Genomic DNA, 21,110 nt, shown 5'->3' with positions numbered 1-21,110 from the left:
GGTGGCCCCGGAGCCTACGCCCGAGTGGCCGCCGCGGCCTTCGCCGCCGCCGGCAGCGCGTCCACGATCCGCCCGATCGCCGCGTCGTCGTGCGCGGCCGAGACGAACCAGGCCTCGTACACCGACGGCGGCAGCGAGACGCCCGCGTCGAGCATCGCGTGGAAGAACGCCGGGTAGCGGAACGACTCCTGCGCCTGGACCTCGGCGTAGTCGCGCACCGGCCGGCCCAGGTCCGTGAACATGAAGCTGAAGAGGCTCCCGGCCGTCTGCACCGTGTGCGCGACGCCCTCGGCCGTCAGCGCCGCCGACACCTCGCGCTGGAGGGTCAGCGCCGTGGCGTCCAGCGAGGCGTAGACCGCGTCGTCGGCCAGCTGCAGCGTCCGGATGCCCGCGGCCACCGCGACCGGGTTCCCGGAGAGGGTGCCCGCCTGGTACACCGGCCCGAGCGGTGCCAGGTGGTCCATGACGTCCGCACGGCCGCCGAGAGCCGCGACCGGCATCCCTCCGCCGATGACCTTGCCGAAGGTGTAGAGGTCGGCCCGGTACGGAGCCTCGGCGCCGCGGTTCTCGAGCCCCCACCAGCCGCCGGCGCTCACCCGGAAGCCGGTCAGCACCTCGTCCATGATCAGCATCGATCCGTTCGCGTGCACGAGCTCGGCGAGGGCCGCGTTGAAGCCCGGGTCCGGAGCGACGACGCCCATGTTGGCGGCCGCGGCCTCGGTGATGACCGCCGCGATGTCGGCGCCGCGCTCGGCCAGGACCGCGCGCACCGCCTCGAGGTCGTTGTACGGCAGCACGATCGTCTGGGCCGCGGTCACGGCCGTGACGCCGGCGGAGGCGGGCAGCGAGAGGGTCGCGAGACCGGAGCCGGCATCGGCGAGCAGCCCGTCGGAGTGGCCGTGGTAGTGGCCGGAGAACTTGATCAGCAGGTCGCGGCCGGTGACGCCGCGGGCGAGGCGGATCGCCGTCATCGTCGCCTCGGTGCCGGTGGAGACCAGGCGGAGCTTCTCGATCGGCGAGACTCCCCCGGCCGTGATCCGCGCCTCGACCAGCTCGGCGAGATCCGTCTCGGCGGGAGTGGACGCGCCGAACGAGAGACCGCGGGCGGCCGCCTCCTGCACCGCCGCGACGACCTCGGGGTGCGCGTGCCCGAGGACGGCAGGGCCCCATGAGCAGACGAGGTCGACGTACTCGCGCCCGTCCGCGTCCGTGATGTACGGGCCGGCGGCCGAGACCATGAAGCGCGGGGTCCCGCCGACCGAGCGGAACGCTCTGACGGGCGAGTTGACGCCTCCGGGGATCGCGTGCCGGGCACGCTCGTACAGGGTGTCGTTCGCCGAGGTGGTCACCCCTCCAGGGTACGCGCGCCGCCCGGCGCCCTCGCGCCGGAGGAGCGCTTTCGGACGAGACGCCGAGGCTCGCTCCCGGGAGGAGGAGCGGCTACTTCAGCAGGTCGCGGGCGATCTCGACGGCCCAGTAGGTGAGAACCGCGTCGGCCCCCGCGCGGAGGATCCCCGTGACCGACTCCAGGATCGCGGGCTCGCGCGAGATCCAGCCGTTCGCGGCGGCGGCCTCGATCATCGCGTACTCCCCCGACACCTGGTACGCCCAGACCGGCACGTCCGAGACGGAGGCGACGTCCGAGAGCACGTCGAGGTAGCTCATGGCCGGCTTCACCATCACCACGTCGGCGCCCTCGGCGAGGTCGAGGGTCGCCTCGCGCAGGCCCTCGCGGCGGTTCGCCGGGTCCTGCTGGTAGGTGCGGCGATCGCCCTCGAGCGTGGACTGCACGGCCTCGCGGAACGGACCGTAGAAGCTGGAGGCGTACTTCGCCGAGTACGCGAGGATCGCGGTGTCCAGGTGCCCGGCGCCGTCGAGAGCGGCGCGGATCGCTCCGACCTGGCCGTCCATCATCCCCGAGAGCCCGAGCAGGTGGGAGCCGGCCTCGGCCTGGGCGAGCGCCATCTCCTCGTAGCGGAGGAGCGTGGCGTCGTTGTCGACGCGCCCGCGGTCGTCGAGGACACCGCAGTGGCCGTGGTCGGTGAACTCGTCCAGGCACAGGTCGGTCTGCACGACCAGCGCGTCGCCGACCTCCTCCACGACGACCCGCGTCCCGGCGTTGAGCACGCCGTCGGGGTCGGTCGCACCGGAGCCGACCGCGTCGCGCGTGGTCGGCACGCCGAACAGCATCACACCGCCGATCCCCGCCTCGGCCGCCTCCGTCACCGCTCCGCGGACGCTGTCCAGCGAGTGGTGCATCACCCCCGGCATCGACCCGATCGGCCGGGCCTCGGTGATCCCCTCGGCCACGAAGAGGGGCAGGATCAGCTGCGCCGGGTGGATGCGCGTCTCCTGGACGAGACGGCGGAGTGCGGGGGACGTGCGGAGGCGGCGCGGGCGGATGGCAGTCATGTCCTCCAGCGTAATCCCGCCCCGCCGAGCACCCCCCGGGAGCGCGGACGCCCCACCCCGTGGAGGTGCTCCGGACGCAGGACGTCAGCCGAGAGGCGGGTCCCCGGCCTGTGGGGCGAGGCCCGCCCCTCCCGGCCGACGTCGCGCCGGAGAGGCGGCTCAGCGGGGAGCGCGCTCCGTGGCGACGGCGGCGACCGCGTCGATGAGGGAGGAGGCCGAGCGCTCGTCGGCGACGACGTCGACGCGCAGGCCGAAGGCGCGGGCGTCCTTCGCGGTCTGCGGCCCGATCGCGGCGACGAGGATCGACTCGGGCACCGGGCCGAGCTGCTTCTGGACCTGCTCCGCCACGCTGCCCGAGGTGACGAGGATCGCGTGCACGGCTCCGCCGGCGACATCCGCCACGACGCGCTCCTCCACCGGGACACCGACCGTGCGGTAGGCGACCACGGAGCGCACGTCGTGCCCGATGCGGGTGAGGCCCTCGGTGAGCAGCGGCTTGGCGATCTCGGACCGCAGCGTCAGCACGCGCAGGGGGTGTCGGCCGCCGGTGGCCTCCTCCCACTCGGCCAGGAGGCCGCGGGCGGAGTTGTCCTCGGAGGGGACGAGGTCGACGGAGTACCCGGCGGCGACGAGCGCGGCCGCCGTGGTCTCGCCGACCGCCGCCACCTTGGTGCTCGCGGGCACGGTGGTGCGCAGGAGGGAGAGGACATCGACCGTGGTGGCGCTCGTGACGGTCATCCAGTCGAAGGCGCCGGCCTCGAGGTCGGCGAGGGCCTGCTCGAGCGCGGGGAAGTCGTCGGTCGGCGCGAAGTTGATCATCGGAGCGACGACGGGCGAGGCTCCCTTGGCTCGGAGAGCGGCGGCGACACCGTCCCCCCACGGGCCTCCGCGGGGGACGAGGATGCGCCACCCCTGCAACGGCTTCTCCCACTGGGAGTAGGCGGCGGGGACGATCACGAAGGGGCTCCCAGGGGTGCGAGTTCGGCGGCACCCGCACCGAGAAGCGCGTCAGCGAGCAGAGAGCCGCAACGGAACGCGGCTTCGACGACGGGCAGTTCGCGACCACCATACTGCGGATCCGCCCGGTGTCGACCACCGCCGACCGAACCGTTATCGACCGGTTCCGCGACCTCCCGTGCGAGGGACGCCGCGCCGTCGACGGCGAAGACCACGCCGTGCAGGACGACGCGGTCCTCCTCGACGACCGCGGAGGCCCCGATCGGAGCGGCGCACCCGGCCTCGAGGGAGGCGAGGAGCGACCGCTCGGCCGTGATCGCCGCGCGGGTCGGCACGTGCTCGACCGCTGCGAGAGCGGCGCGAAGCTCCTCCGACGGCTCCTCGTCGCGCACCTCGATGGCCAGCGCTCCCTGACCGGGGGCGTGCGGGGAGACGTCGAAGCCGAGCACCTCGGTGATCGCGTCGACCCGGCCGAGGCGGCGCAGGCCGGACAGGGCGAGCACGATCGCGTCCAGCGGCGAGTCGCTGCCGGGCAGCACCCTCCGGAGCCGGGTGTCGATGTTGCCGCGGATGTCCACGATCTCGAGGTCCGGACGGGCGGCCAGCAGCGCCGCGCGCCGGCGGGGCGAGCCCGTGCCCACGCGGGCTCCGACCGGCAGGGTCGCCAGGGTGAGCCCGTCGCGGGCGCAGAGCGCGTCGCGCGGGTCCTCCCGCTCGGGGACCGCTCCGAGCAGCAGGCCCTCCACCGCAGCGGTGGGCAGGTCCTTCAGCGAGTGCACGATCGCATCGCAGCGCCCGGCGAGCAGCGCGTCGCGCAGGGCGCTGACGAACACGCCGGTGCCGCCGAGGGAGGCGAGCGAGCCGCGCATGCGGTCGCCGTCCGACTCGATGCGCACCAGCTCCACGGGGACCCCCGCGGCGGCCGACATCAGATCGGCCGTCATCCGGGTCTGCGCCACTGCGAGCGCGCTCGCGCGGGTGCCGACTCTGATGCTCACGACAGACGACTCCTCATCACGGTGCGACTCCCGCCAGGGCGGGCTTGAACCCCGCTCGCACGTTCTCGCAGCAGCCGGGGCGGCAGACGTCGTACCAGGGGCCGAGCGCCGTCATCGAGAGCCGGTCCTCCGTCGGCACGCCGTTGACGCGCTCGAGGACCAGGTCGATCAGGCCGGAGACGTAGACCGGGTCCGTGCCGGGGGTCGCGACGCGGAGCGCGACGAGACCGTGCTCCTCCGAGGTCTCGAGGGCCTCGTTGTCGAGGTCCCACATGACCTCCATGTGGTCGGACACGAAGCCGAGCGGGACGATCAGCAGCGCGCGGCGGCCGCGGGCCGGCAGCTCAGCGATGGCGTCGTTGATGTCCGGCTCGAGCCAGGGCTGGGTGGGCGGGCCGGAGCGCGACTGGTAGACCAGCTGCCAGGGCACGTCCTCGTCCGTGGCGGCGGCCATGACGACCTCGGCGACGGCGAGGTGCTGCGCCTCGTAGGCGCCGCCCGGTCCGAACTCGTGCACGTCGACGACGGTGCCGTCGTCGTGGCGCTCGTGGGGTCCGCTGCGCTCGGCGTCGGCCATGGGGATCGAGTGCGTCGAGAACAGCACCTCCACCTCGGACGTGACATCGAGGTCGGGCATCCGCTCGCGCAGCTCGTCGAGCCCGTCGTGGACGGCCTTGATGAACGGCATGACGAAGCCGGGGTGGTCGAAGAACTGGCGCACCTTGTCGATCCGCAGCCCGCCCTCGAGGCCGGTCGCGTCGAGCGCCGCCGCGTAGTCCTCGCGGTACTGCCTGCAGGACGAGAAGGAGGAGTACGCGCTGGTGGCGATGGCGAGCAGGTTGGTGAACCCGCGCTCCTTCGCCTCGGCGACGGCCTCGCTCATGTAGGGCGCCCAGTTGCGGTTGCCCCAGAGCACGGGGAGGTCGATGCCGCGGTTCGCGAGCTCGGCCTCGAGCGCCTTCTTCAGCGCACGGTTCTGCGCGTTGATCGGGCTGACGCCGCCGAAGTGGCGGTAGTGGTGGGCGACCTCCTCGAGGCGCTCCTCCGGGATGCCGCGGCCGCGGGTGACGTTGCGGAGGAACGGGATGACGTCGTCCTGACCCTCGGGCCCGCCGAAGCCGGCGAGGAGGATCGCGTCGTACGCCACGGGGACCTCGACGTGCTCGGGGCCGGACGCCGCCGCGGGGGTGGCCCCGCGGACGAGGATCGGCTCGCTTGTCGTGTCGCTCATCGGAGCACCTCGGCGATCTGGTCGGCGTCGATGCGCCGTCCTGTGTAGAAGGGGACTTCCTCGCGCACGTGGCGGCGGGCCTCGGTGGCGCGCAGGTCGCGCATGAGGTCGACGAGGTTGACGAGCTCCTCGTCCTCGAGGGCGAGGATCCACTCGTAGTCGCCGAGTGAGAACGAGGCGACCGTGTTGGTCAGGACGGAGCGGAACCGCGAGCCCTGGCGCCCGTGCTGGGCGAGCATCGCGCGGCGCTCCTCCTCGGGGAGGATGTACCACTCGTAGGAGCGGACGAAGGGGTAGACCGTGAGCCAGCGGGCCGGCGCCTTCCCGCGCATGTAGGCGGGGAGGTGGTTCGAGCTGAACTCGGCGTCGCGGTGCACGCCCATCGCGTTCCACGTCGGCAGGAGGCCGACCAGCAGCTCCGTGCGCCGCAGCTCGCGGTAGGCCCGCTGCAGCTCCTCGGGCGCCGGGCCCGTGAGCCACAGCATGATGTCGGCGTCCGCGCGCAGGGCCGAGACGTCGTAGGTGCCGCGGACGGTCACGCCCTCGCCCTCGAGCTGGGCGACGAGGTGCTCGTACTGCTTCACCGCGGGATCCACGGCGTCGCTGGAGAGGGTGAACGGACGTGCGGGATCCCTGCGGAGAACCGCCCAGAGCGTGTATCCCAGGGCCTGATCGGAGTGATCCTGATCGGCGGGGGGCTGCGGCGCCGGAGCGGCGGCGCTCGTGTCGGGGGCGGACTGAACGGGACCCGCCGTGCCGGCGGTCTGATCGGTCATTGATCCATCATCCCTCCGCTCGTGCCGATGCACAAAAGCGGCGGGGGCTCTGGCGCCGGAGGGCCCGGGACGCTAGCGCCCCGGGCCCTCCGGCACTCAGTCCTCGATGATCTGCTTCGCGACGCCCCAGACGACGAGGCCCACGGCGGCGGCGGCGCCGACCGCTCCGGCGATCAGCGCGGAGGGGTTCTGGCGGCGCACGACCTGGAGCTTGCGCTCGATCGTCCGCTGGGCGGTACGCACCTTGCGCGGCACGTTGACCTTGTACTCGATCGCGTCGAGGGTCGCGGCGAGCTCGGAGCGGGCGCGCTCGATGTCGGCCTTCAGCTGGCCGGGCTTCAGCTCGGCCGGGTCGACGAAGCGGGGCGTGGTGCTGCTGACGGATCGCTCAGTTGTCATAGCTGCCCACTCCCTTGAACGCCTGGACGTCCTTCTTGATGCTGTCGATCGAGTCCTGCGGCACCGGCGGCACGGCCTTCTTGATGGTGCGCACGCCGACGAGGGCGAGGATCACGGCCACCAGGAGGAAGAAGACCGTCACGATCAGCGCCGACAGCCAAGCCGGCAGCCAGGAGGCGATGCCGATGATCGCGAAGGCGACCAGCGTCGCCCACGCGGTCAGGAGGAGGAAGGCTGCGACCGCGAACAGGCCGACGGCCAGACCCGCGCTCTTCGCCTTGCCCGCCAGCTCGTTCTTCAGCGAGGCGACCTCGGCCTTGACGAGCTCGATCACGAGGCCGGGCAGGTCGCTGACCAGCTCCCCCAGTGATCGGGCGTTCTTGGGATTGCGTTCGTTCACCACGGGAGCTCCTCGAGGGTGGGACGTGCCGGCCGGCGCGCGCCTGGCACGGCCGGAGGGATGAGCACTAGGCCCTGCTGGTGGAGGTGGACGTCGTCGACCCGCCGGAGCCGGCCGACGCCGCGGCCTCGTCGACCTTCGAGGCCGCCTTGCGGGCAGCCGCCGACGCCTCCGCGTCGCTCGCCCCCTGGGCCTTCCTGCCGCCGGACACGGCCTTGACGACCACCGAGCGCACGACCTCGTACGCCTTGTCCGAGACGCTGCTCAGCTGGGTCTTCGCGGCACCGCCGACGGCGCCCGCGACGTCCTGCACCGGCTGGGTCCGCCAGAAGCGGCCTGCCGCCGAGGCGATCTGCTCATACCGCTTGCGGCCGGCACGTGCTCCCAGCACGTACCCGGCTGCGGCTCCTGCCACGAAAAGAATCTTGCCCTTCACGCCTACTCCTCGTCCTGGGTCGCTCTCGCGATCGTCCACGCGGTCGGTGACCACTCGTGCCGGGGCACGCCGCACGCTCGCGCGGATGCCTGGGCCTAAGAGTAGCCGTCGGCGTCGCGGGCGTCGCTCGGCAGCCCGACTCCTTGACGCACCAGTCGGCGCCGGATAAGGGCGGCCGTCTCGGCGGCGTGCGGGAGCACCGAGGCGAGGCCCGTGCCCGCGATCCAGGTGCCGGTCACGGCGACTCCCTCGATCGGGAGGAGCGCCTCGCGGAACGCCTCCAGGTGCGCGCGGCGGCCCAGCGCCGCGGCGGGCCGGACGTTGGCCCAGCGCACCCGGGCGGAGTCGACGAGCGACGCCGGATCGAGGGCGAGTCCGAGCAGCGTCGAGGCGTCGAGCAGGGCGATCGCGGCCGCCTCGGCATCGGTGCGCCCCTCGAGCGGCGGGCGCTCGCCCGGGCGCCCGTAGGAGAGGCGCAGCACGTGGCGGCCGGGAGGGAGGGAGGCGGCCAGCCAGTCCCACTTCGCGGTCGCGTGCGTGATCGCCTTGGCCGTGACGTCGGTGGCGGTGGGCGCCACGAGCACGCCGGAGCCGCGGGGGGCTGCGTCCAGGCGGGCGTCGTCGAGGACCAGGGTCACCAGCTCGACGGAGTCGTGAAGCGCCTCGTCGGCGCGCTCCGCGACGGCGGGAGCGAGGCCGGCGAGCAGCGCCCGGGCGTCGCGCTCCGGGGTCGAGACGATCACCGCTCGGGCGCTCAGAGCGCCGTCGGCGAGGGTCAGGACGAAGTCCCCGTCGGAGCCCTCGAGCCGCTGCACGGAGGCGCCGGTGCGGATCTCGCCGGAGAGGTAGTCGATCCGCTGGACCAGCGCGGCGACCAGGCGGTGCATCCCGCCTTCGAGCCCGCGGACCGCGACTCCGGCCGGGAGGTTCGCGCGGAGGGCGGCCACGGCCCGGGCGAGGGAGCCCGCGCGGGTGAGCGCGCCGTTCAGTCCGGGTGCGGCCAGGTCGACGTCGATGTCGTCCGGCCGGCTCGAGTAGACGCCGGAGACGACCGGCGCGACCAGGTCCTCGAGCACGCGCTCGCCCATCCGGGTGCGCACCAGCTCGGCGAGGGAGTGCGCGCGGCCGATGCGCAGCACCGGCATCAGGGTGTCGAGCCAGGCGCGCCAGGCGCCGCGGCGGCCGATCGCCCGCACGACGTCGGGGGCGAGCGGCGTGCCGGGGATGCCGAGGATGCCGGCCCGGGGCGACGGCACGGAGCGGCCGCCCGAGAGGTGCAGCCACGAGCCGTGCGTCCGGGGCTCGACGATCGACTCGGCGAGCGGGACGCCGTCGAGGGTCAGCGCGGCGAGCGCCCGCTCGACGTGGCCGCCGCGGGTGGCGAAGCTCTCGGCGCCCGCGTCGAGCGCGGCTCCGGCCAGGGCGAGCGGAGAGACGGAGCCGCCGACCCGCTCCCCCGCCTCGAGCACCACGACGCGCAGGCCGATGCGCAGGCACTCCGCGGCGGCGGCGAGCCCCGCCACTCCGCCGCCGACGACCGCGACGTCGTACGACGCCGCGTCGCGGGGGCGCTCCTCGCTCACGGCCGCCAGGCGTGCACGAACGCGACGAGGCGTGTGAGCACGTCGGGGTCGGTCTCGGGCGGCACGCCGTGGCCGAGGTTGAGCACGTGCGCGGGGGCGCTCAGGCCCCGGCGGAGCACGTCGTCGACGTGGGACTCGAGGACCTCCCACGGCGCGGTCAGCAGCGCCGGGTCGACGTTGCCCTGCACCGGCACGAAGCCGCCGAGGCGGTGGTTGGCCTCGTCGAGCGGGATCCGGTAGTCGACGCCCACCACGTCCGCGCCGATGCCGTGCATCGCTCCGAGCAGCTCGCCGGTGCCGACGCCGAAGTGCACGATCGGGACGTTGCGGCGCGTCTCCCCGTGGTCGAATGCGAGGTCGCGCACGTGGACGAGGGCGCGCGCGGAGGCGGGAGCGACGTGGGTCGTGTAGTCCGAGAGCGAGAGCGCCCCGGCCCAGGAGTCGAAGAGCTGCGCGGCGCTGGCCCCTGCGAGCACCTGCGCGCGGAGGAAGCGGCCGGTGACCTCGGCGGTCCACTCCATCAGCTGGGCCCAGGCGGCGGGGTCGGCGTGCATCATCGTCCGCGCGCGCAGGTGGTCCTTAGACGGGCCGCCCTCCACCAGGTAGGCGGCCAGGGTGAAGGGAGCGCCGGCGAAGCCGATGAGCGGGGTGTCGCCGAGGCCCGCGACGGTGCGGCGCACGCCCTCGCGGATGGGCTCGAGCGTCTCGTCGAGCACGGACGGGTCGATCGAGGCGAGCTCGGCGACGTCGGCGGCCGTGCGCACCGGCTTCTCAAGCACCGGACCGCGCCCGGGGACGATGTCGACGCCGACGCCCGCGAGCCGCAGCGGGATCACGATGTCGCTGAAGAAGATGGCCGCGTCCACTCCGTGGCGCCGCACCGGCTGCAGGGTGATCTCGCTCGCCAGCGCCGGGTCGAGGCAGGCGTCGAGCATCTTCGTGTCGGTGCGCAGGGCCCGGTACTCCGGGAGGCTGCGGCCGGCCTGGCGCATGAACCAGACGGGCGTCCTCTCGCCCCGCTCGGAGCGGTAGGCGCGCAGGAGCAGCGAGTCGGCCGTGCGGCCGGCGGAGAGGGGGTGCAGCGGATCGAGCAGGCCGTCGGTGGGGGAGGTCACCGCGGCATTATTCCAGGCGCATCCGTGCATTCCTCCCCAGTCCGGGACCCCGCCCCGCAGAGCGCGGGTAGACTGACGTGGTGCTTCTGTGTCTGACGGCGTCGCACAAGAACGCCAGCTTCGATCTCCTCGAGAAGCTCTCCGTCGACTCCTCCGCCGTGACCGCGGCCCTCTCCGAGGGGATCGACTTCGTCTCCGGAGCCGTCGTCGTCGCGACCTGCAACCGCTTCGAGGCCTATCTCGACATCGAGGAGCCGCTGACCGCCGCGCAGGCCGTCGCCGTCGAGGCCGCCACCGCCGCCGTCAGCGCCGCGACCGGCGTCGAGCAGGACGAGCTGCGCGGGAGCGTCGACGTCGTCTCGGGCGACCGGGTGGCCGAGCACCTCTTCGCCGTCTCCAGCGGGCTCGAGTCCGTCGTGGTCGGCGAGGGCGAGATCGCGGGCCAGGTCCGCCGGTCCCTCGAGGAGGCGCGCCGCCTCGGCACCACCTCCTCCGAGCTCGAGCGGCTGTTCCAGCGCGCCTCGCAGACCTCGCGCGGCATCAAGAACCGCACCGGCCTCGGCAGCGCCGGCCGCTCGATCGTGCGCCTCGCGCTCGACCTGGCCGCGAGCCGCGTCACCGACTGGCGGGCCGCCCGCGTCCTCCTCGTCGGCACCGGCAGCTACGCGCGGGCGACCGTCGCGGCCCTGCGCGACCGCGGAGTGGTCGACATCGCCGTGCACTCCCCCTCCGGCCGCGCCGAGGGCTTCGCCGCCCGCCGCTCGCTCCGGCCCATCGCCGCCTCCGATCTCGCGCTCGAGGCGGTCTCGGCCGACATCGTCATCACCTGCACCACGACCCAGGAGCCGGTGCTCGACGCCGCCCTGCTCGCCGCCGGGCGCCTCCAGGGCTTCTCCCGCGAGCGCCAGCTCGTGATCGACCTGGGCCTGCCGCGCAACGTCGCCTCCGACGTCACCTCGGTCGCCGGCGTCGAGCTCCTCGACCTCGAGACGATCAGCCTGCACGCACCTCTCGACGTGCTCGACGCGTCGCAGCAGGCGCGCGCGCTCGTCGACAAGGCGGCCCGGAAGTTCTCGGACGTCGCCGACGAGAAGAGCCTCACTCCGGCCGTCGTCGCCCTGCGCGCCCACGTGTTCGACGCGCTCGACGCCGAGATCGAGCGGGCCCGCTCGCGCGGCGACGAGGACGGCCGCACCGAGCAGGCGCTCCGCCACCTCGCCGGCGTGCTGCTGCACACCCCGAGCGTCCGCGCCCGCGACTACGCGCGCGCCGGAGCCCAGGAGGCGTACCTCACCGGGCTCGAGGCCCTCTTCGGCGTCGAGGTCCCGGCCGAGCCCGCCGCCGCCGCGCGCCCCGACGCGGACGCCGCCACCGCGTGAGCCTCCGGCTCCCCTTCGATGCGGAGCCGCTGCGCTCCGCGCCGCTGCTCACCGAGCGCCTGCTCCTGCGTCCCCTCGGACCGGAGGACGCCGAGGACCACGCGCGCTACCAGGGCGACGCCGACGCCGTCCGGTTCCTCCGCTGGCCGGTGCGCACCCCCGAGGAGTCGCGGGCGCACCTGCAGCGCCGCCTCCCCTCGACACGGCTCGCCGCCGACGGCGACGTGGCCGTGCTGGCGATCGTCCCCCGGGAGGGCGTCCTCGCCGGGCGGATGATCGGCGACCTCACGCTCATCGCGACGTCCGTCGAGCAGGAGGCGGTCGAGATCGGCTGGGTGCTGCACCCGGAGGCGCAGGGGCGCGGCTACGCGACCGAGGCCGCCCGGGCGCTGCTCGACCTCGCGTTCGACACCCTCGGCGCGCACCGCGTGATCGCGCAGCTCGACGCTCGGAACACCGCCTCCGCCCGCCTCTGCGAGCGCCTCGGGATGCGCCTCGAGGCGCACCACCGGGAGGACGAGTTCTGCAAGGGCGAGTGGACCTCGACCCTCGTCTTCGCCCTGCTCGCCCGCGAGCGCTGACCGCAGGGCCGGCTGGACCGCGCCCGGCGGGACGCCGCCGGCCCGTCCGGTCGGCGGCGTCCCGGGAGGAGTGTCAGGCCCCGCGGAGCCCGGTGAAGAGGTACGACTCGAGCTGCTCGAGCGGGATGCGCTCCTGCTTCATCGTGTCGCGGTCGCGGACGGTCACGGCGTCGTCCTCGAGCGAGTCGAAGTCGACGGTCACGCAGTACGGGGTGCCGATCTCGTCCTGGCGGCGGTAGCGGCGGCCGATCGCTCCGGAGTCGTCGAAGTCGACGTTCCAGAGCTGGCGCAGCTGGTCGGCGACGCGGCGCGCGAGCGGCGAGAGTGCCTCGTTGCGCGAGAGCGGCAGCACGGCCACCTTCACCGGCGCCAGGCGTGGGTCGAGGTGCAGCACGGTCCGCGTCTCGACCTTGCCCTTGGCGTTCGGCGGCAGCTCCTGCTCCTCGTAGGCGTCGACGAGGAACGCCATGAGCGCGCGGGTGAGACCGAACGACGGCTCGATCACGAACGGCACGTAGCGCTCGTTCTTGTTCTGGTCGAAGAACGAGAGGTCCTTGCCCGAGTGCTCGATGTGCGTCTTGAGGTCGTAGTCGGTGCGGTTCGCGACTCCCATCAGCTCGCCCCACTCGCCCGAGGCGAAGCTGAAGCGGTACTCGATGTCGACGGTGCGCTTGGAGTAGTGGGAGAGCTTGTCCTTCGGGTGCTCGTACTGCCGGATGTTCTCGGGGTTCATCCCGAGCCCGACGAACCAGTCCCAGGCGAGCTGCATCCAGGTCTCCTGCCACTCCTCGTCCGTGCCGGGCTCGACGAAGAACTCGAGCTCCATCTGCTCGAACTCGCGGGTGCGGAAGATGAAGTTGCCGGGGGTGATCTCGTTGCGGAACGCCTTGCCGATCTGGCCGATGCCGAAGGGCGGCTTGCGACGGGCGCTCTGCAGCACGTTCGCGAAGTTGGTGAAGATGCCCTGGGCGGTCTCGGGACGCAGGTAGTGAAGCCCCGACTCGTCGTCGACGACGCCGAGGTAGGTCTTCATCAGGCCCGAGAACTGCTTGATCTCGGTCCACTGGCCGACCTTGTCGGGGTGCTCCGGGTCCGGGATGTCGGCGAGGCCGTTCACGGGCGGGTGGCCGTTGACCTCCTCGTACTTCTCGAAGAGGTGGTCGGCGCGGTAGCGCTTGTGGGTGATCAGCGACTCGGTCAGCGGGTCCGAGAAGACGCCGACGTGTCCCGAGGCGTGCCAGATCGCCGTGGGCAGGATGACCGCGGAGTCCAGGCCGACGACGTCGCCCCGGCCCTGCACGAAGGTCTTCCACCACTGGCGCTTGATGTTCTCCTTGAACTCCACGCCGAGCGGCCCGTAGTCCCACGCGGAGCGGGTGCCCCCGTAGATCTCACCCGAGGGGAAGACGAATCCCCTGTGCTGCGCGAGGGTGATGACTTTGTCGAGGGTGGTGGGTTCTGCCACGGGTTGCTCCTCAGCTGTTCGGGCGCACGGGGCCCCGGCGCGCGCCGGCTGCGCGCGTCCTTCTGGTGTGCCCCCATGGTAGCCGCGGGGGCGCCGCGACGGTCCGCCCGCGGCGGGCATGATGAGCGGATGAGCACCCTCCCGCCGATCGTCGTGTCCGCCGTCGCCGTCCTCCGCGACCGGCACGTCCTGATGGTCACGGCGCGGGGCCGCGACGTCCTCTACCTCCCCGGCGGCAAGGTCGACGAGGGCGAGAGCGGGATCGAGGCGGCGGCCCGCGAGGCCCGCGAGGAGCTCGGCGCCGTCGCGCTCGGCCTCGAGCCCCTGTTCACCGTCCGCACCCAGGCGCACGGCGAGCCGGAGGGGCGGGAGGTCCACATGAGCGTCTTCGCCGCCGAGCTCGACCGCGAGGCGCGCCCGAGCGGCGAGATCGACTCGCTGCACTGGGTCGACGGCTCCGATGCGGGCCGCTGCCCGCCCGCCGGGGTCGAGACCCTCCGGCTGCTGCGCGCTCTCGATCTCGTCGACTGACCCTCCGGCGCCGGGCCGACCGCGGGGCGGCTAGCCTCGTGGCGTGGAGACGAGACGGCGTGCACGGGACCGGTCGAGCGCGGAGGAGCCGGACCGGCTCGAGCCGGTCCGGCTGGAGGCGGCCGTGCCCATCCTGCGGATCTTCTCGGTCGCCAAGGCGGGCGAGTTCTACGTCGACTACCTCGGCTTCGAGGTGGACTGGGAGCACCGCGCCGCGCTCGACGCCCCCCTCTACCTGCAGGTGTCGCGCTCGGGGCTCCGCCTGCACCTCAGCGAGCACCACCGCGACGGCAGTCCCGGCGCCGCCGTGCACGTCGCCCTCCGCGGAGTCCGCGAGCTGCACGCCGAGCTCGACGCGAAGGCGTACCCCTACCTCAACCCGCGGATCACCCGCACCCCGTTCGGCTTCGCGCTCGACGTGATCGATCCGTTCGGCAACCAGCTGCGCTTCGCGGAGCCGGCCCCGGTGCCGCGCCTGCCCTGATCGGTCCGCGTGCGGGTGCTTGTACAACCTGAGCGCCGACTGATCAACCGTTCACCGGCCGTCCATGCACTTCGGAGTCCCATCCTTTAGCGTGGCTCCGATGGCTTCACGGGGGACGATCGAGCGGCCGGACACGGCCCGGGCAACGGGACGGCAGCGCCGACCGCGGCTCCGCTTCATGGAGGCCGCACCGCTGGCGACGGGCCTGCTGGGCTCGATCGCGATCCTCCTCGGCTCGCTCGGTGTGGGCTACCTGCCCGCCGGCTCGCCCATCCGCGACTGGCCTCTCGTCGCCTCGATCCGCGCCACGGGCTGGCTCACCGAGTCCAGCGGCGCCCTCGTCGTGGGCGGCGGGATGCTGCTGCTGATCGCGTGGCTCCGCCTGCGCACGGTCGCGCTCGCGGCGGGTCCCGGCACCGTCCGCACCATCGTGGTGGCGGCCCTCGCCTGGACCGCTCCGCTCCTCGTGACGGTGCCGCTGTTCAGCCACGACATGTTCTCCTACGTGGCGCAGGGTCGCCTGATGACCCAGGGCATCGACCCCTACACCCACGGCGTCGCGACGCTCCCCGGCTGGTTCGACCTCGGCGTCGACCCGCTCTGGGCCGACACGCCCACGCCCTACGGGCCCCTCTACCTCCTGATCGAGCGCACCGCGGTGCAGTTCGCGGGCTACGGCGCACCCGAGCTCTCGATCGCGATGCTCCGCGCCGTGTCGGTCGCCGGCGTGGCCGTCATGGCCGTCTACGCGCTCCGCCTGGCGCGCCTGCGCGGCCTCTCGGTCCCGCTCACCGCCTGGACGATCGTCGCCAACCCGCTGACCCTCGTGCTCTTCGTCGTCGCCGGCCACAACGACTCCGTGATGCTGGCGCTCATCCTCGCGTCGCTCTACTACGCCCAGACCGACCGGCGCATCGCCGCCGTCGTGCTGATGGCCGGAGCGATCGCGATCAAGCCGATCGCCGTGATCGCGCTCCCCGTGCTCGCGCTGCTGTGGCTGCGCCACGACGCGACGTGGCGCGAGCGCGCCCGCGGCTGGCTCTGGACGGGCGCCGGAGCGCTCGGCCTCGTGGTCGCCGTCGGGCTGCTCGCGGGCGTCGGGGTCGGCTGGGTCGCGGCGATGGTCGTGCCCGGCTCGATCCTGCACTGGTACGCGCCGATGTCGTTCGTCACGGTCTCGGTCTCCCGCGCCGTCGAGTTCACCGGTCACGACCCCGCCGCGGCGATCGCCGTGGTCAAGATCCTCGCGCTCGGGCTCGCCGGCCTGATCGCTGCGCGCCTCATGCTGTCGCGGCGCTCCATCGATCCGCTCGCCCGCCTGTCCGGTGCGCTGCTCGCGTTCGTGACGGCGTCGACCGCCATCCACCCCTGGTACGCCCTCTGGATCCTGCCGATCGCCGCGCTCGCGCGCCCGTGGAGCCGCTCCCACGTGCACCTGGCGGTCTACGCGTCGATCTTCCTCATGTGCGTCACGCTCGCCGAGCCGATCGACGGCGGAGGCGGCACGATGGACCAGATCCCGGCGCGGGTCGCGACGATCGCCGCGATCGCCGTGGTCGGGATGTACGTCCTCCTCGGCTACACGGACGAGGAGCGGGTCGAGGGCCTGCCCCTCGTGCGCGCGCTGCCGTTCGGCTCCGTGATCCTCGCCCGCCTCAGCGGCGGCCGCCTGGTCGACGCCCGGATGGCCGCGACGCGCCTGCGCGACTAGCCGGAGCCGCGGCTCAGGAGTCGGACTCGTCGCTCCGACGGCGAGTGCGGCGGTCGAGCGCGGCCTGCGCCGTCTCGGCGGCCGAGTCCGGGGAGCCGACCGGCCCGGTGGGACCGGCGAGGGTGCTCGAGAGCGACGACAGCCAGCCGGAGTCGTCGCGGCCGGCGTTCAGCGCATCCGAGAAGAGGGGGAGGTCGCTGCGGGTGGCGTGGATCGCGTAGGACTCGCGGGAGAACCCGTTGTCGGGGACGACGGGCGTCCTGCGGGACGCGCGCGTGGCGTCCGGCGCCTGCTCCTGTCGCGAGGCGTCCGACGCCTGCTCCTGGGGGACCTGCTCCTGGGCGGCCTGCTCCCGGCGGGCGTCGCGCTCGTCGCGCGGGGTGCTGCTGTCGTGGTCCACGGCGGTCCTCCTGCTCTCCGCCCCGAGCGGAGGGACGGGCGCCGTGATGACGGGGCGGCGCCCGGTCAGGCTACCCCTCGTTCAGGGTGTGGCGTCGTCGGCGGCCCCTGATCGTGGCGCGGGGCGCCAGACGACCAGCTCGGTCCGGCGCTGCGCGCGCGTGCCGTGGCGCAGAGTGACCACGTCCCCCTCGAGTCCGGCGGCGAACACGCGGCGGCCCGGCCGGTTCAGGAGCTCGTCGGCGAGGGCCGACTCCAGCTCGCGCACCCGCTGCGAGAGCGACTGCACCTGGTTCTCGAGCTGCAGGATGCGCGCGATGCCCTCGAGAGAGACGCCCTCGGAGGAGAGCCGGGCGACCTCGCGCAGCTGCACCACGTCGCGCATCGAGTAGCGGCGCGACTTGCCCGCGGTGCGGGTCGGGCTCACGAGCCCGAGCCGGTCGTACTGCCGGAGCGTCTGCGGGTGCATCCCCGCCAGCTCGGCGGCGACGGCGATCGCGAAGACGGGCGTGTTCTCGTCCATGTCTCCTCCTCCGACCGGTCGCGCCGATCCGGTGCTAGTAGCGGGCCTTCTCCAGGATGTCCTCGCGCGGGTCCTCGTCCGGCTCGGCGGCGGCGTAGGCCTCGAGGGCCTCACGGGCGGCGGCGGACAGGTGGCTCGGGACGGCGACCTGCAGGACGGCGAGCAGGTCGCCCGTGCCCTTGGGGGTCGTGACGCCGCGGCCCTTGACGCGCAGGACGCGGCCGCTCGGGGTGCCTGCGGCGACCCGGAGCTTGACGGGCTCGCCGCCGAGGGTCGGCACCTCGATCGTCGCGCCGAAGACGGCCTCGACGAAGGTCACGGGGACCGTCACGCGCAGGTTCAGCCCGTCGCGCTCGAACACCGGATGCTTGCGGACCGAGACGGTGAGCACCAGGTCGCCGGGATCGCCGCCGTCCGGGCTGGGGCGGCCCTTGCCGCGGACGCGGATCTTCTGGTCGTCGGCCACGCCGGCCGGGATGCGCACCGAGAGGGTGCGCCCGTCGCCGGTCTGCAGCTGGACGGTGTCACCCCGGGTCGCGGTGCGGAAGTCGATGGTGGTGCTGGCGGTGACGTCGGCGCCCTTCTGCGGGCCGCCGAAGCCGCGGTAGCCGCCGCTGGGCTGGCCGAAGCGGCTGCCTCCGCCGCCGAACATGCCGCCGAGGATGTCCTCGAAGCCGGGCGGCGGGCCCTGCTGGGTGCTGTAGGAGGTGCGCCCGCCCTGGCCGAACATGCCGCCGAAGACGTCGTCGAACCCTCCGGGCTGGCCTCCCGCGGTGAAGCGCGCTCCGCCCCCCATGGCGCGGATCTGGTCGTACTCCTTGCGCTGCTCGGCGTCCGAGAGCACGGTGTACGCCTCGCTGATCTCCTTGAAGCGCGCCTCGGCCTTCGCGTCCCCCGGGTTGGAGTCGGGGTGGAACTGGCGGGCGAGCTTGCGGTAGGTCTTCTTCAGGTCCGCGGCGGAGACGTCCTTGGACACGCCGAGGACCTTGTAGAAGTCCTTGTCGAACCAATCCTGGCTGGCCATGTGCCTCTTCCTGTGTCGAATGCGGCGAGGGACCCCGCCCCGGTCCGGCAGCGTGCTGCCGAGCGGGGCGGGGTCCTCCGCGGTGGTGGTGCCGGTGGCGGGGTCAGTCGGCGGGGACTGCCACGACCACCTTGGCGGCCCGCAGCAGCGAGCCTCCGAGGTAGTAGCCCGCCTCGACGACGTCCGCGACCGTGGAAGTCTCGGCGCCGGGGGTGGGCTGCTGGAAGATCGCCTCGTGGATGTTCGGGTCGAACAGGTCGCCCACGGCGCCGGTCTTCACCAGGCCGAGCTTCTCCACTCCGCCGCGCAGCTTCTGCGCGATCGCCGTGAAGGGCCCGCCCTCGGCGAGGTCGCCGTGCTTCTCGGCGCGGTCGAGGTCGTCGAGCACGGGGAGGATGACCTTCACCGCGTCGCCGATCGCCCGCTCCTTGTCGACCTGGCGGTTGGCCTCGGTGCGCTTGCGGTAGTTCGCGTACTCCGCGGTCACCCGCTGGAGGTCGGCGAGGTGCTCGGCCGCGAGCGTCTCGGCGCTGGACTGTCCCGAGAGGAACGAGAGGTCGGCGTCCGAGAGGCTGGTCTCGACGTCGGGCCCCTCGGCCTCGATGAGGCCCTCCTGGTCCTGGGCGTCCTGGGCCGCCTCGGCTCCCGCCTCGCCGCCGGTGGCCGGCTGCTCCTCGGGGAGGTCCTGGGGCTCGTTCTCGGCTGCCATGGCTACTTCGTGTCCTTCGGCTCGTCCTCATCGATGACCTCGGCGTCGACGATGTCCTCGTCGTCCTTCTTGTCACCGTCGGCCGGAGCTTCCGCGGGGGCGCTCTGCGCGGCCTGGTCCTGGGAGTAGATCGCCTGGCCGATCTTGGTCTGCGAGGCGTTGAGGGCGTCGAACGCGGTCTTGACGGCCGCGTCGTCGTCGCCGGCGAGCGCGGTCTTCAGCGCGTCGACGTCTCCCTGCACCTCGGACTTGACGTCCTCGGGCAGCTTGTCCTCGTTGTCCTTGATCAGCTTGTCGATCGAGTACGCCAGGGTCTCGGCGTTGTTGCGGATCTCGGCGGCCTCGCGGCGGGCCTTGTCCTCGGCGGCGTGCTCCTCGGCCTCGCGGACCATGCGGTCGATGTCGTCCTTGGGCAGCGACGAGCCGCCCGTGATCGTCATCGACTGCTCCTTGCCGGTGCCCTTGTCCTTCGCGGACACGTGGACGATGCCGTTGGCGTCGATGTCGAAGGTGACCTCGACCTGCGGGATGCCGCGCGGGGCCGGCGCGATGCCGGTCAGCTCGAACGTGCCCAGGTTCTTGTTGTCGCGGGTGAACTCGCGCTCGCCCTGGAAGACCTGGATCGCGACGGACGGCTGGTTGTCGTCGGCCGTGGTGAAGGTCTCGGACCTCTTGGTCGGGATCGCGGTGTTGCGCTCGATGAGCTTGGTCATGATCCCGCCCTTGGTCTCGATGCCCAGCGAGAGCGGGGTCACGTCGATCAGGAGGACGTCCTTGCGCTCGCCCTTGAGGACGCCGGCCTGCAGCGCAGCGCCGACGGCGACGACCTCGTCCGGGTTGACGCCCTTGTTGGGCTCCTTGCCGCCGGTGAGCTTCTTGACGAGCTCGGCCACGGCCGGCATGCGGGTCGAGCCGCCGACGAGGACCACGTGAGCGATGTCCTCGACCTTGACGCCCGCCTCGGCGATGACGTCGGTGAAGGGCTTGCGGGTGCGCTCGATCAGGTCGCTGGTGAGCTCCTCGAACTTGGCGCGGGTGAGCGTCTCGTCGAGGTTCGCCGGGCCGTTCTCGGTGAGCGAGAGGTAGGGCAGCTGGATGCTGGTCGAGGTGCTCGAGGAGAGCTCCTTCTTCGCCTGCTCCGCGGCCTCCTTGAGGCGCTGGCGAGCGATCTTGTCCTTCGAGACGTCGACGCCGGTCGAGTCCTTGAAGCGCTTGACCAGGTGGTCGACGACGCGCTGGTCCCAGTCGTCGCCGCCGAGGCGGTTGTCGCCCGAGGTCGCGCGGACCTGGATGGTCGAGAAGTCGTCGTCCTTGCCCACCTCGAGGAGGGAGACGTCGAACGTTCCGCCGCCGAGGTCGAAGACGAGGATCAGCTCGTCCTCCTTGCCCTTGTCGAGGCCGTAGGCCAGCGCGGCCGCGGTGGGCTCGTTGATGATGCGCAGGACGTTGAGGCCGGCGATCTCGCCGGCGTCCTTGGTCGCCTGGCGCTCGGCGTCGTTGAAGTAGGCCGGGACGGTGATGACCGCGTCGGTCACCTTGTCGCCCAGGTACTGCTCCGCGTCGCGCTTGAGCTTGCCCAGGATGCGGGCCGAGATCTCCTGCGGGGTGTACTTCTTGTCCTCGACGCCGAAGGTCCAGTCGGTGCCCATGTGGCGCTTGACCGACGCGATGGTGCGGTCGACGTTGGTGACGGCCTGGCGCTTCGCGGTCTCGCCGACGAGCACCTCCCCGTCCTTGGTGAACGCCACGACGGACGGCGTGGTGCGGAAGCCCTCGGCGTTGGCGATGACGGTGGGCTCGCCTCCCTCGAGGACGGCCACGACAGAGTTGGTGGTTCCCAGGTCGATGCCTACGGCACGGGACATATGCGTTGTTCTCCTTCGCGATCGGCGTCGCGCGGGCGGCTGCCGGTCAGTTGACGGGTGGTGCGGAATCCTCTGCGGGAGTTGAGCCCCGCACGCTCAAGTTTACGCATCCGTCGTCTCGCGTCAAGTCCG

The 21,110-nt window shown here is 72.9% G+C and carries 22 protein-coding genes; 5 read left to right on the top strand and 17 right to left on the bottom strand.

Translation table 11 applies throughout. The features are described from left to right. Positions 1–14: 14 nt before the first annotated feature. The 11 genes from hemL to hemE all read right to left on the bottom strand — a co-directional run bounded on the left by hemL (position 15) and on the right by hemE (position 10,337). Entirely contained in the window at positions 15–1,349 is a 1,335-nt protein-coding gene (hemL, locus tag C5C55_RS04810) for a glutamate-1-semialdehyde 2,1-aminomutase (RefSeq protein WP_104233091.1), read from the bottom strand. Between the two features lie 91 nt (positions 1,350–1,440). Next, entirely contained in the window at positions 1,441–2,412 is a 972-nt protein-coding gene (hemB, locus tag C5C55_RS04805) for a porphobilinogen synthase (protein ID WP_104233090.1), read from the bottom strand. A gap of 159 nt (positions 2,413–2,571) precedes the next feature. Further along, positions 2,572–3,366, bottom strand: coding sequence for a uroporphyrinogen-III synthase (locus C5C55_RS04800; RefSeq protein ID WP_104222950.1), 795 nt, complete (start codon positions 3,364–3,366; stop codon positions 2,572–2,574). Then, positions 3,366–4,367: a hydroxymethylbilane synthase gene (hemC, locus tag C5C55_RS04795; protein WP_104233089.1), complete on the bottom strand. Its 1,002-nt coding sequence runs from the start codon at positions 4,365–4,367 to the stop codon at positions 3,366–3,368. Before hemC ends, C5C55_RS04800 begins: the two co-directional genes overlap by 1 nt. Before the next feature lie 16 nt (positions 4,368–4,383). Continuing rightward, a complete protein-coding gene (locus C5C55_RS04790; protein WP_104233088.1) occupies positions 4,384–5,598 on the bottom strand; it encodes a ferrochelatase in 1,215 nt (404 codons plus the stop codon). Then, positions 5,595–6,374 (bottom strand): hydrogen peroxide-dependent heme synthase, encoded by a 780-nt coding sequence (gene hemQ, locus C5C55_RS04785; RefSeq protein ID WP_104233087.1) that lies wholly within the window; start codon positions 6,372–6,374, stop codon positions 5,595–5,597. The genes C5C55_RS04790 and hemQ overlap by 4 nt, the downstream gene beginning before the upstream one ends. A 96-nt stretch (positions 6,375–6,470) precedes the next feature. Beyond that, entirely contained in the window at positions 6,471–6,773 is a 303-nt protein-coding gene (locus tag C5C55_RS04780) for a DUF3618 domain-containing protein (RefSeq protein ID WP_104222879.1), read from the bottom strand. Continuing rightward, positions 6,763–7,173 (bottom strand): phage holin family protein, encoded by a 411-nt coding sequence (locus C5C55_RS04775; protein ID WP_244229489.1) that lies wholly within the window; start codon positions 7,171–7,173, stop codon positions 6,763–6,765. Before C5C55_RS04775 ends, C5C55_RS04780 begins: the two co-directional genes overlap by 11 nt. 67 nt (positions 7,174–7,240) lie before the next feature. Then, positions 7,241–7,609: a hypothetical protein gene (locus tag C5C55_RS04770; RefSeq protein ID WP_146076613.1), complete on the bottom strand. Its 369-nt coding sequence runs from the start codon at positions 7,607–7,609 to the stop codon at positions 7,241–7,243. Between the two features lie 95 nt (positions 7,610–7,704). After that, a complete protein-coding gene (locus C5C55_RS04765) occupies positions 7,705–9,192 on the bottom strand; it encodes an NAD(P)/FAD-dependent oxidoreductase (RefSeq protein WP_258072499.1) in 1,488 nt (495 codons plus the stop codon). After that, positions 9,189–10,337, bottom strand: a complete 1,149-nt coding sequence (gene hemE, locus C5C55_RS04760) for a uroporphyrinogen decarboxylase (RefSeq protein WP_104222882.1) — start codon at positions 10,335–10,337, stop codon at positions 9,189–9,191. Before hemE ends, C5C55_RS04765 begins: the two co-directional genes overlap by 4 nt. Before the next feature lie 50 nt (positions 10,338–10,387). On the opposite strand from hemE, the gene C5C55_RS04755 reads away from it, so the two are divergent. Further along, on the top strand, positions 10,388–11,686 hold the full coding sequence (locus C5C55_RS04755) for a glutamyl-tRNA reductase (protein WP_104233167.1): 1,299 nt from the start codon (positions 10,388–10,390) through the stop codon (positions 11,684–11,686). Then, positions 11,683–12,267, top strand: a complete 585-nt coding sequence (locus tag C5C55_RS04750; RefSeq protein WP_258059379.1) for a GNAT family N-acetyltransferase — start codon at positions 11,683–11,685, stop codon at positions 12,265–12,267. The genes C5C55_RS04755 and C5C55_RS04750 overlap by 4 nt, the downstream gene beginning before the upstream one ends. 73 nt (positions 12,268–12,340) lie before the next feature. Here the strand turns inward: C5C55_RS04750 and C5C55_RS04745 are convergent, their stop codons facing one another. Beyond that, positions 12,341–13,732 carry a glycine--tRNA ligase gene (locus C5C55_RS04745; RefSeq protein WP_104226140.1) on the bottom strand — a complete coding sequence of 464 codons (1,392 nt, stop codon included), beginning with the start codon at positions 13,730–13,732 and terminating at the stop codon, positions 12,341–12,343. A 129-nt stretch (positions 13,733–13,861) separates the two neighbouring features. Between C5C55_RS04745 and C5C55_RS04740 the strand changes: the two genes are divergently transcribed. The 3 genes from C5C55_RS04740 to mptB all read left to right on the top strand — a co-directional run bounded on the left by C5C55_RS04740 (position 13,862) and on the right by mptB (position 16,458). Continuing rightward, the gene (locus tag C5C55_RS04740; protein ID WP_104233085.1) at positions 13,862–14,263 is read left to right on the top strand and encodes an NUDIX domain-containing protein; all 402 of its coding nucleotides are present in this window, start codon (positions 13,862–13,864) and stop codon (positions 14,261–14,263) included. A gap of 43 nt (positions 14,264–14,306) precedes the next feature. Continuing rightward, a complete protein-coding gene (locus C5C55_RS04735) occupies positions 14,307–14,747 on the top strand; it encodes a glyoxalase superfamily protein (protein WP_208543318.1) in 441 nt (146 codons plus the stop codon). A 100-nt stretch (positions 14,748–14,847) separates the two neighbouring features. Next, positions 14,848–16,458 (top strand): polyprenol phosphomannose-dependent alpha 1,6 mannosyltransferase MptB, encoded by a 1,611-nt coding sequence (gene mptB / locus C5C55_RS04730; RefSeq protein ID WP_146080889.1) that lies wholly within the window; start codon positions 14,848–14,850, stop codon positions 16,456–16,458. Positions 16,459–16,471: 13 nt separating this feature from the next. Here the strand turns inward: mptB and C5C55_RS04725 are convergent, their stop codons facing one another. The 5 genes from C5C55_RS04725 to dnaK form a co-directional block, all read right to left on the bottom strand. Continuing rightward, positions 16,472–16,858, bottom strand: coding sequence for a hypothetical protein (locus C5C55_RS04725; protein WP_104233083.1), 387 nt, complete (start codon positions 16,856–16,858; stop codon positions 16,472–16,474). An 81-nt stretch (positions 16,859–16,939) separates the two neighbouring features. After that, entirely contained in the window at positions 16,940–17,380 is a 441-nt protein-coding gene (locus C5C55_RS04720; RefSeq protein WP_104226135.1) for a heat shock protein transcriptional repressor HspR, read from the bottom strand. Between the two features lie 34 nt (positions 17,381–17,414). Then, entirely contained in the window at positions 17,415–18,404 is a 990-nt protein-coding gene (locus tag C5C55_RS04715) for a DnaJ C-terminal domain-containing protein (RefSeq protein ID WP_104222888.1), read from the bottom strand. A 103-nt stretch (positions 18,405–18,507) separates the two neighbouring features. Further along, positions 18,508–19,113, bottom strand: a complete 606-nt coding sequence (locus C5C55_RS04710; RefSeq protein ID WP_104222889.1) for a nucleotide exchange factor GrpE — start codon at positions 19,111–19,113, stop codon at positions 18,508–18,510. 2 nt (positions 19,114–19,115) lie between these two features. Next, entirely contained in the window at positions 19,116–20,978 is a 1,863-nt protein-coding gene (dnaK, locus tag C5C55_RS04705) for a molecular chaperone DnaK (RefSeq protein WP_104233082.1), read from the bottom strand. Positions 20,979–21,110: the final 132 nt, after the last annotated feature.

This window comes from Rathayibacter sp. AY1C2 (genome assembly GCF_002931195.1).
GTDB lineage: Bacteria > Actinomycetota > Actinomycetes > Actinomycetales > Microbacteriaceae > Rathayibacter.
Note: the sequence above shows the minus strand (reverse complement) of the source record. Positions and strands in the feature narration are given on the sequence as shown.

Bases quoted from the DNA above. Each gene is read 5' to 3' on its own strand.
- C5C55_RS04790 (WP_104233088.1), bottom strand. From the start codon at position 5,598: ATGAGCGACACGACAAGCGAGCCGATCCTCGTCCGCGGGGCCACCCCC.
- C5C55_RS04740 (WP_104233085.1), top strand. From the start codon at position 13,862: ATGAGCACCCTCCCGCCGATCGTCGTGTCCGCCGTCGCCGTCCTCCGC.
- C5C55_RS04710 (WP_104222889.1), bottom strand. From the start codon at position 19,113: ATGGCAGCCGAGAACGAGCCCCAGGACCTCCCCGAGGAGCAGCCGGCC.
- hemB (WP_104233090.1), bottom strand. From the start codon at position 2,412: ATGACTGCCATCCGCCCGCGCCGCCTCCGCACGTCCCCCGCACTCCGC.
- C5C55_RS04780 (WP_104222879.1), bottom strand. From the start codon at position 6,773: ATGACAACTGAGCGATCCGTCAGCAGCACCACGCCCCGCTTCGTCGAC.
- C5C55_RS04720 (WP_104226135.1), bottom strand. From the start codon at position 17,380: ATGGACGAGAACACGCCCGTCTTCGCGATCGCCGTCGCCGCCGAGCTG.
- C5C55_RS04715 (WP_104222888.1), bottom strand. From the start codon at position 18,404: ATGGCCAGCCAGGATTGGTTCGACAAGGACTTCTACAAGGTCCTCGGC.
- mptB (WP_146080889.1), top strand. From the start codon at position 14,848: ATGGCTTCACGGGGGACGATCGAGCGGCCGGACACGGCCCGGGCAACG.
- hemQ (WP_104233087.1), bottom strand. From the start codon at position 6,374: ATGACCGATCAGACCGCCGGCACGGCGGGTCCCGTTCAGTCCGCCCCC.
- dnaK (WP_104233082.1), bottom strand. From the start codon at position 20,978: ATGTCCCGTGCCGTAGGCATCGACCTGGGAACCACCAACTCTGTCGTG.
- hemE (WP_104222882.1), bottom strand. From the start codon at position 10,337: ATGCACGGATGCGCCTGGAATAATGCCGCGGTGACCTCCCCCACCGAC.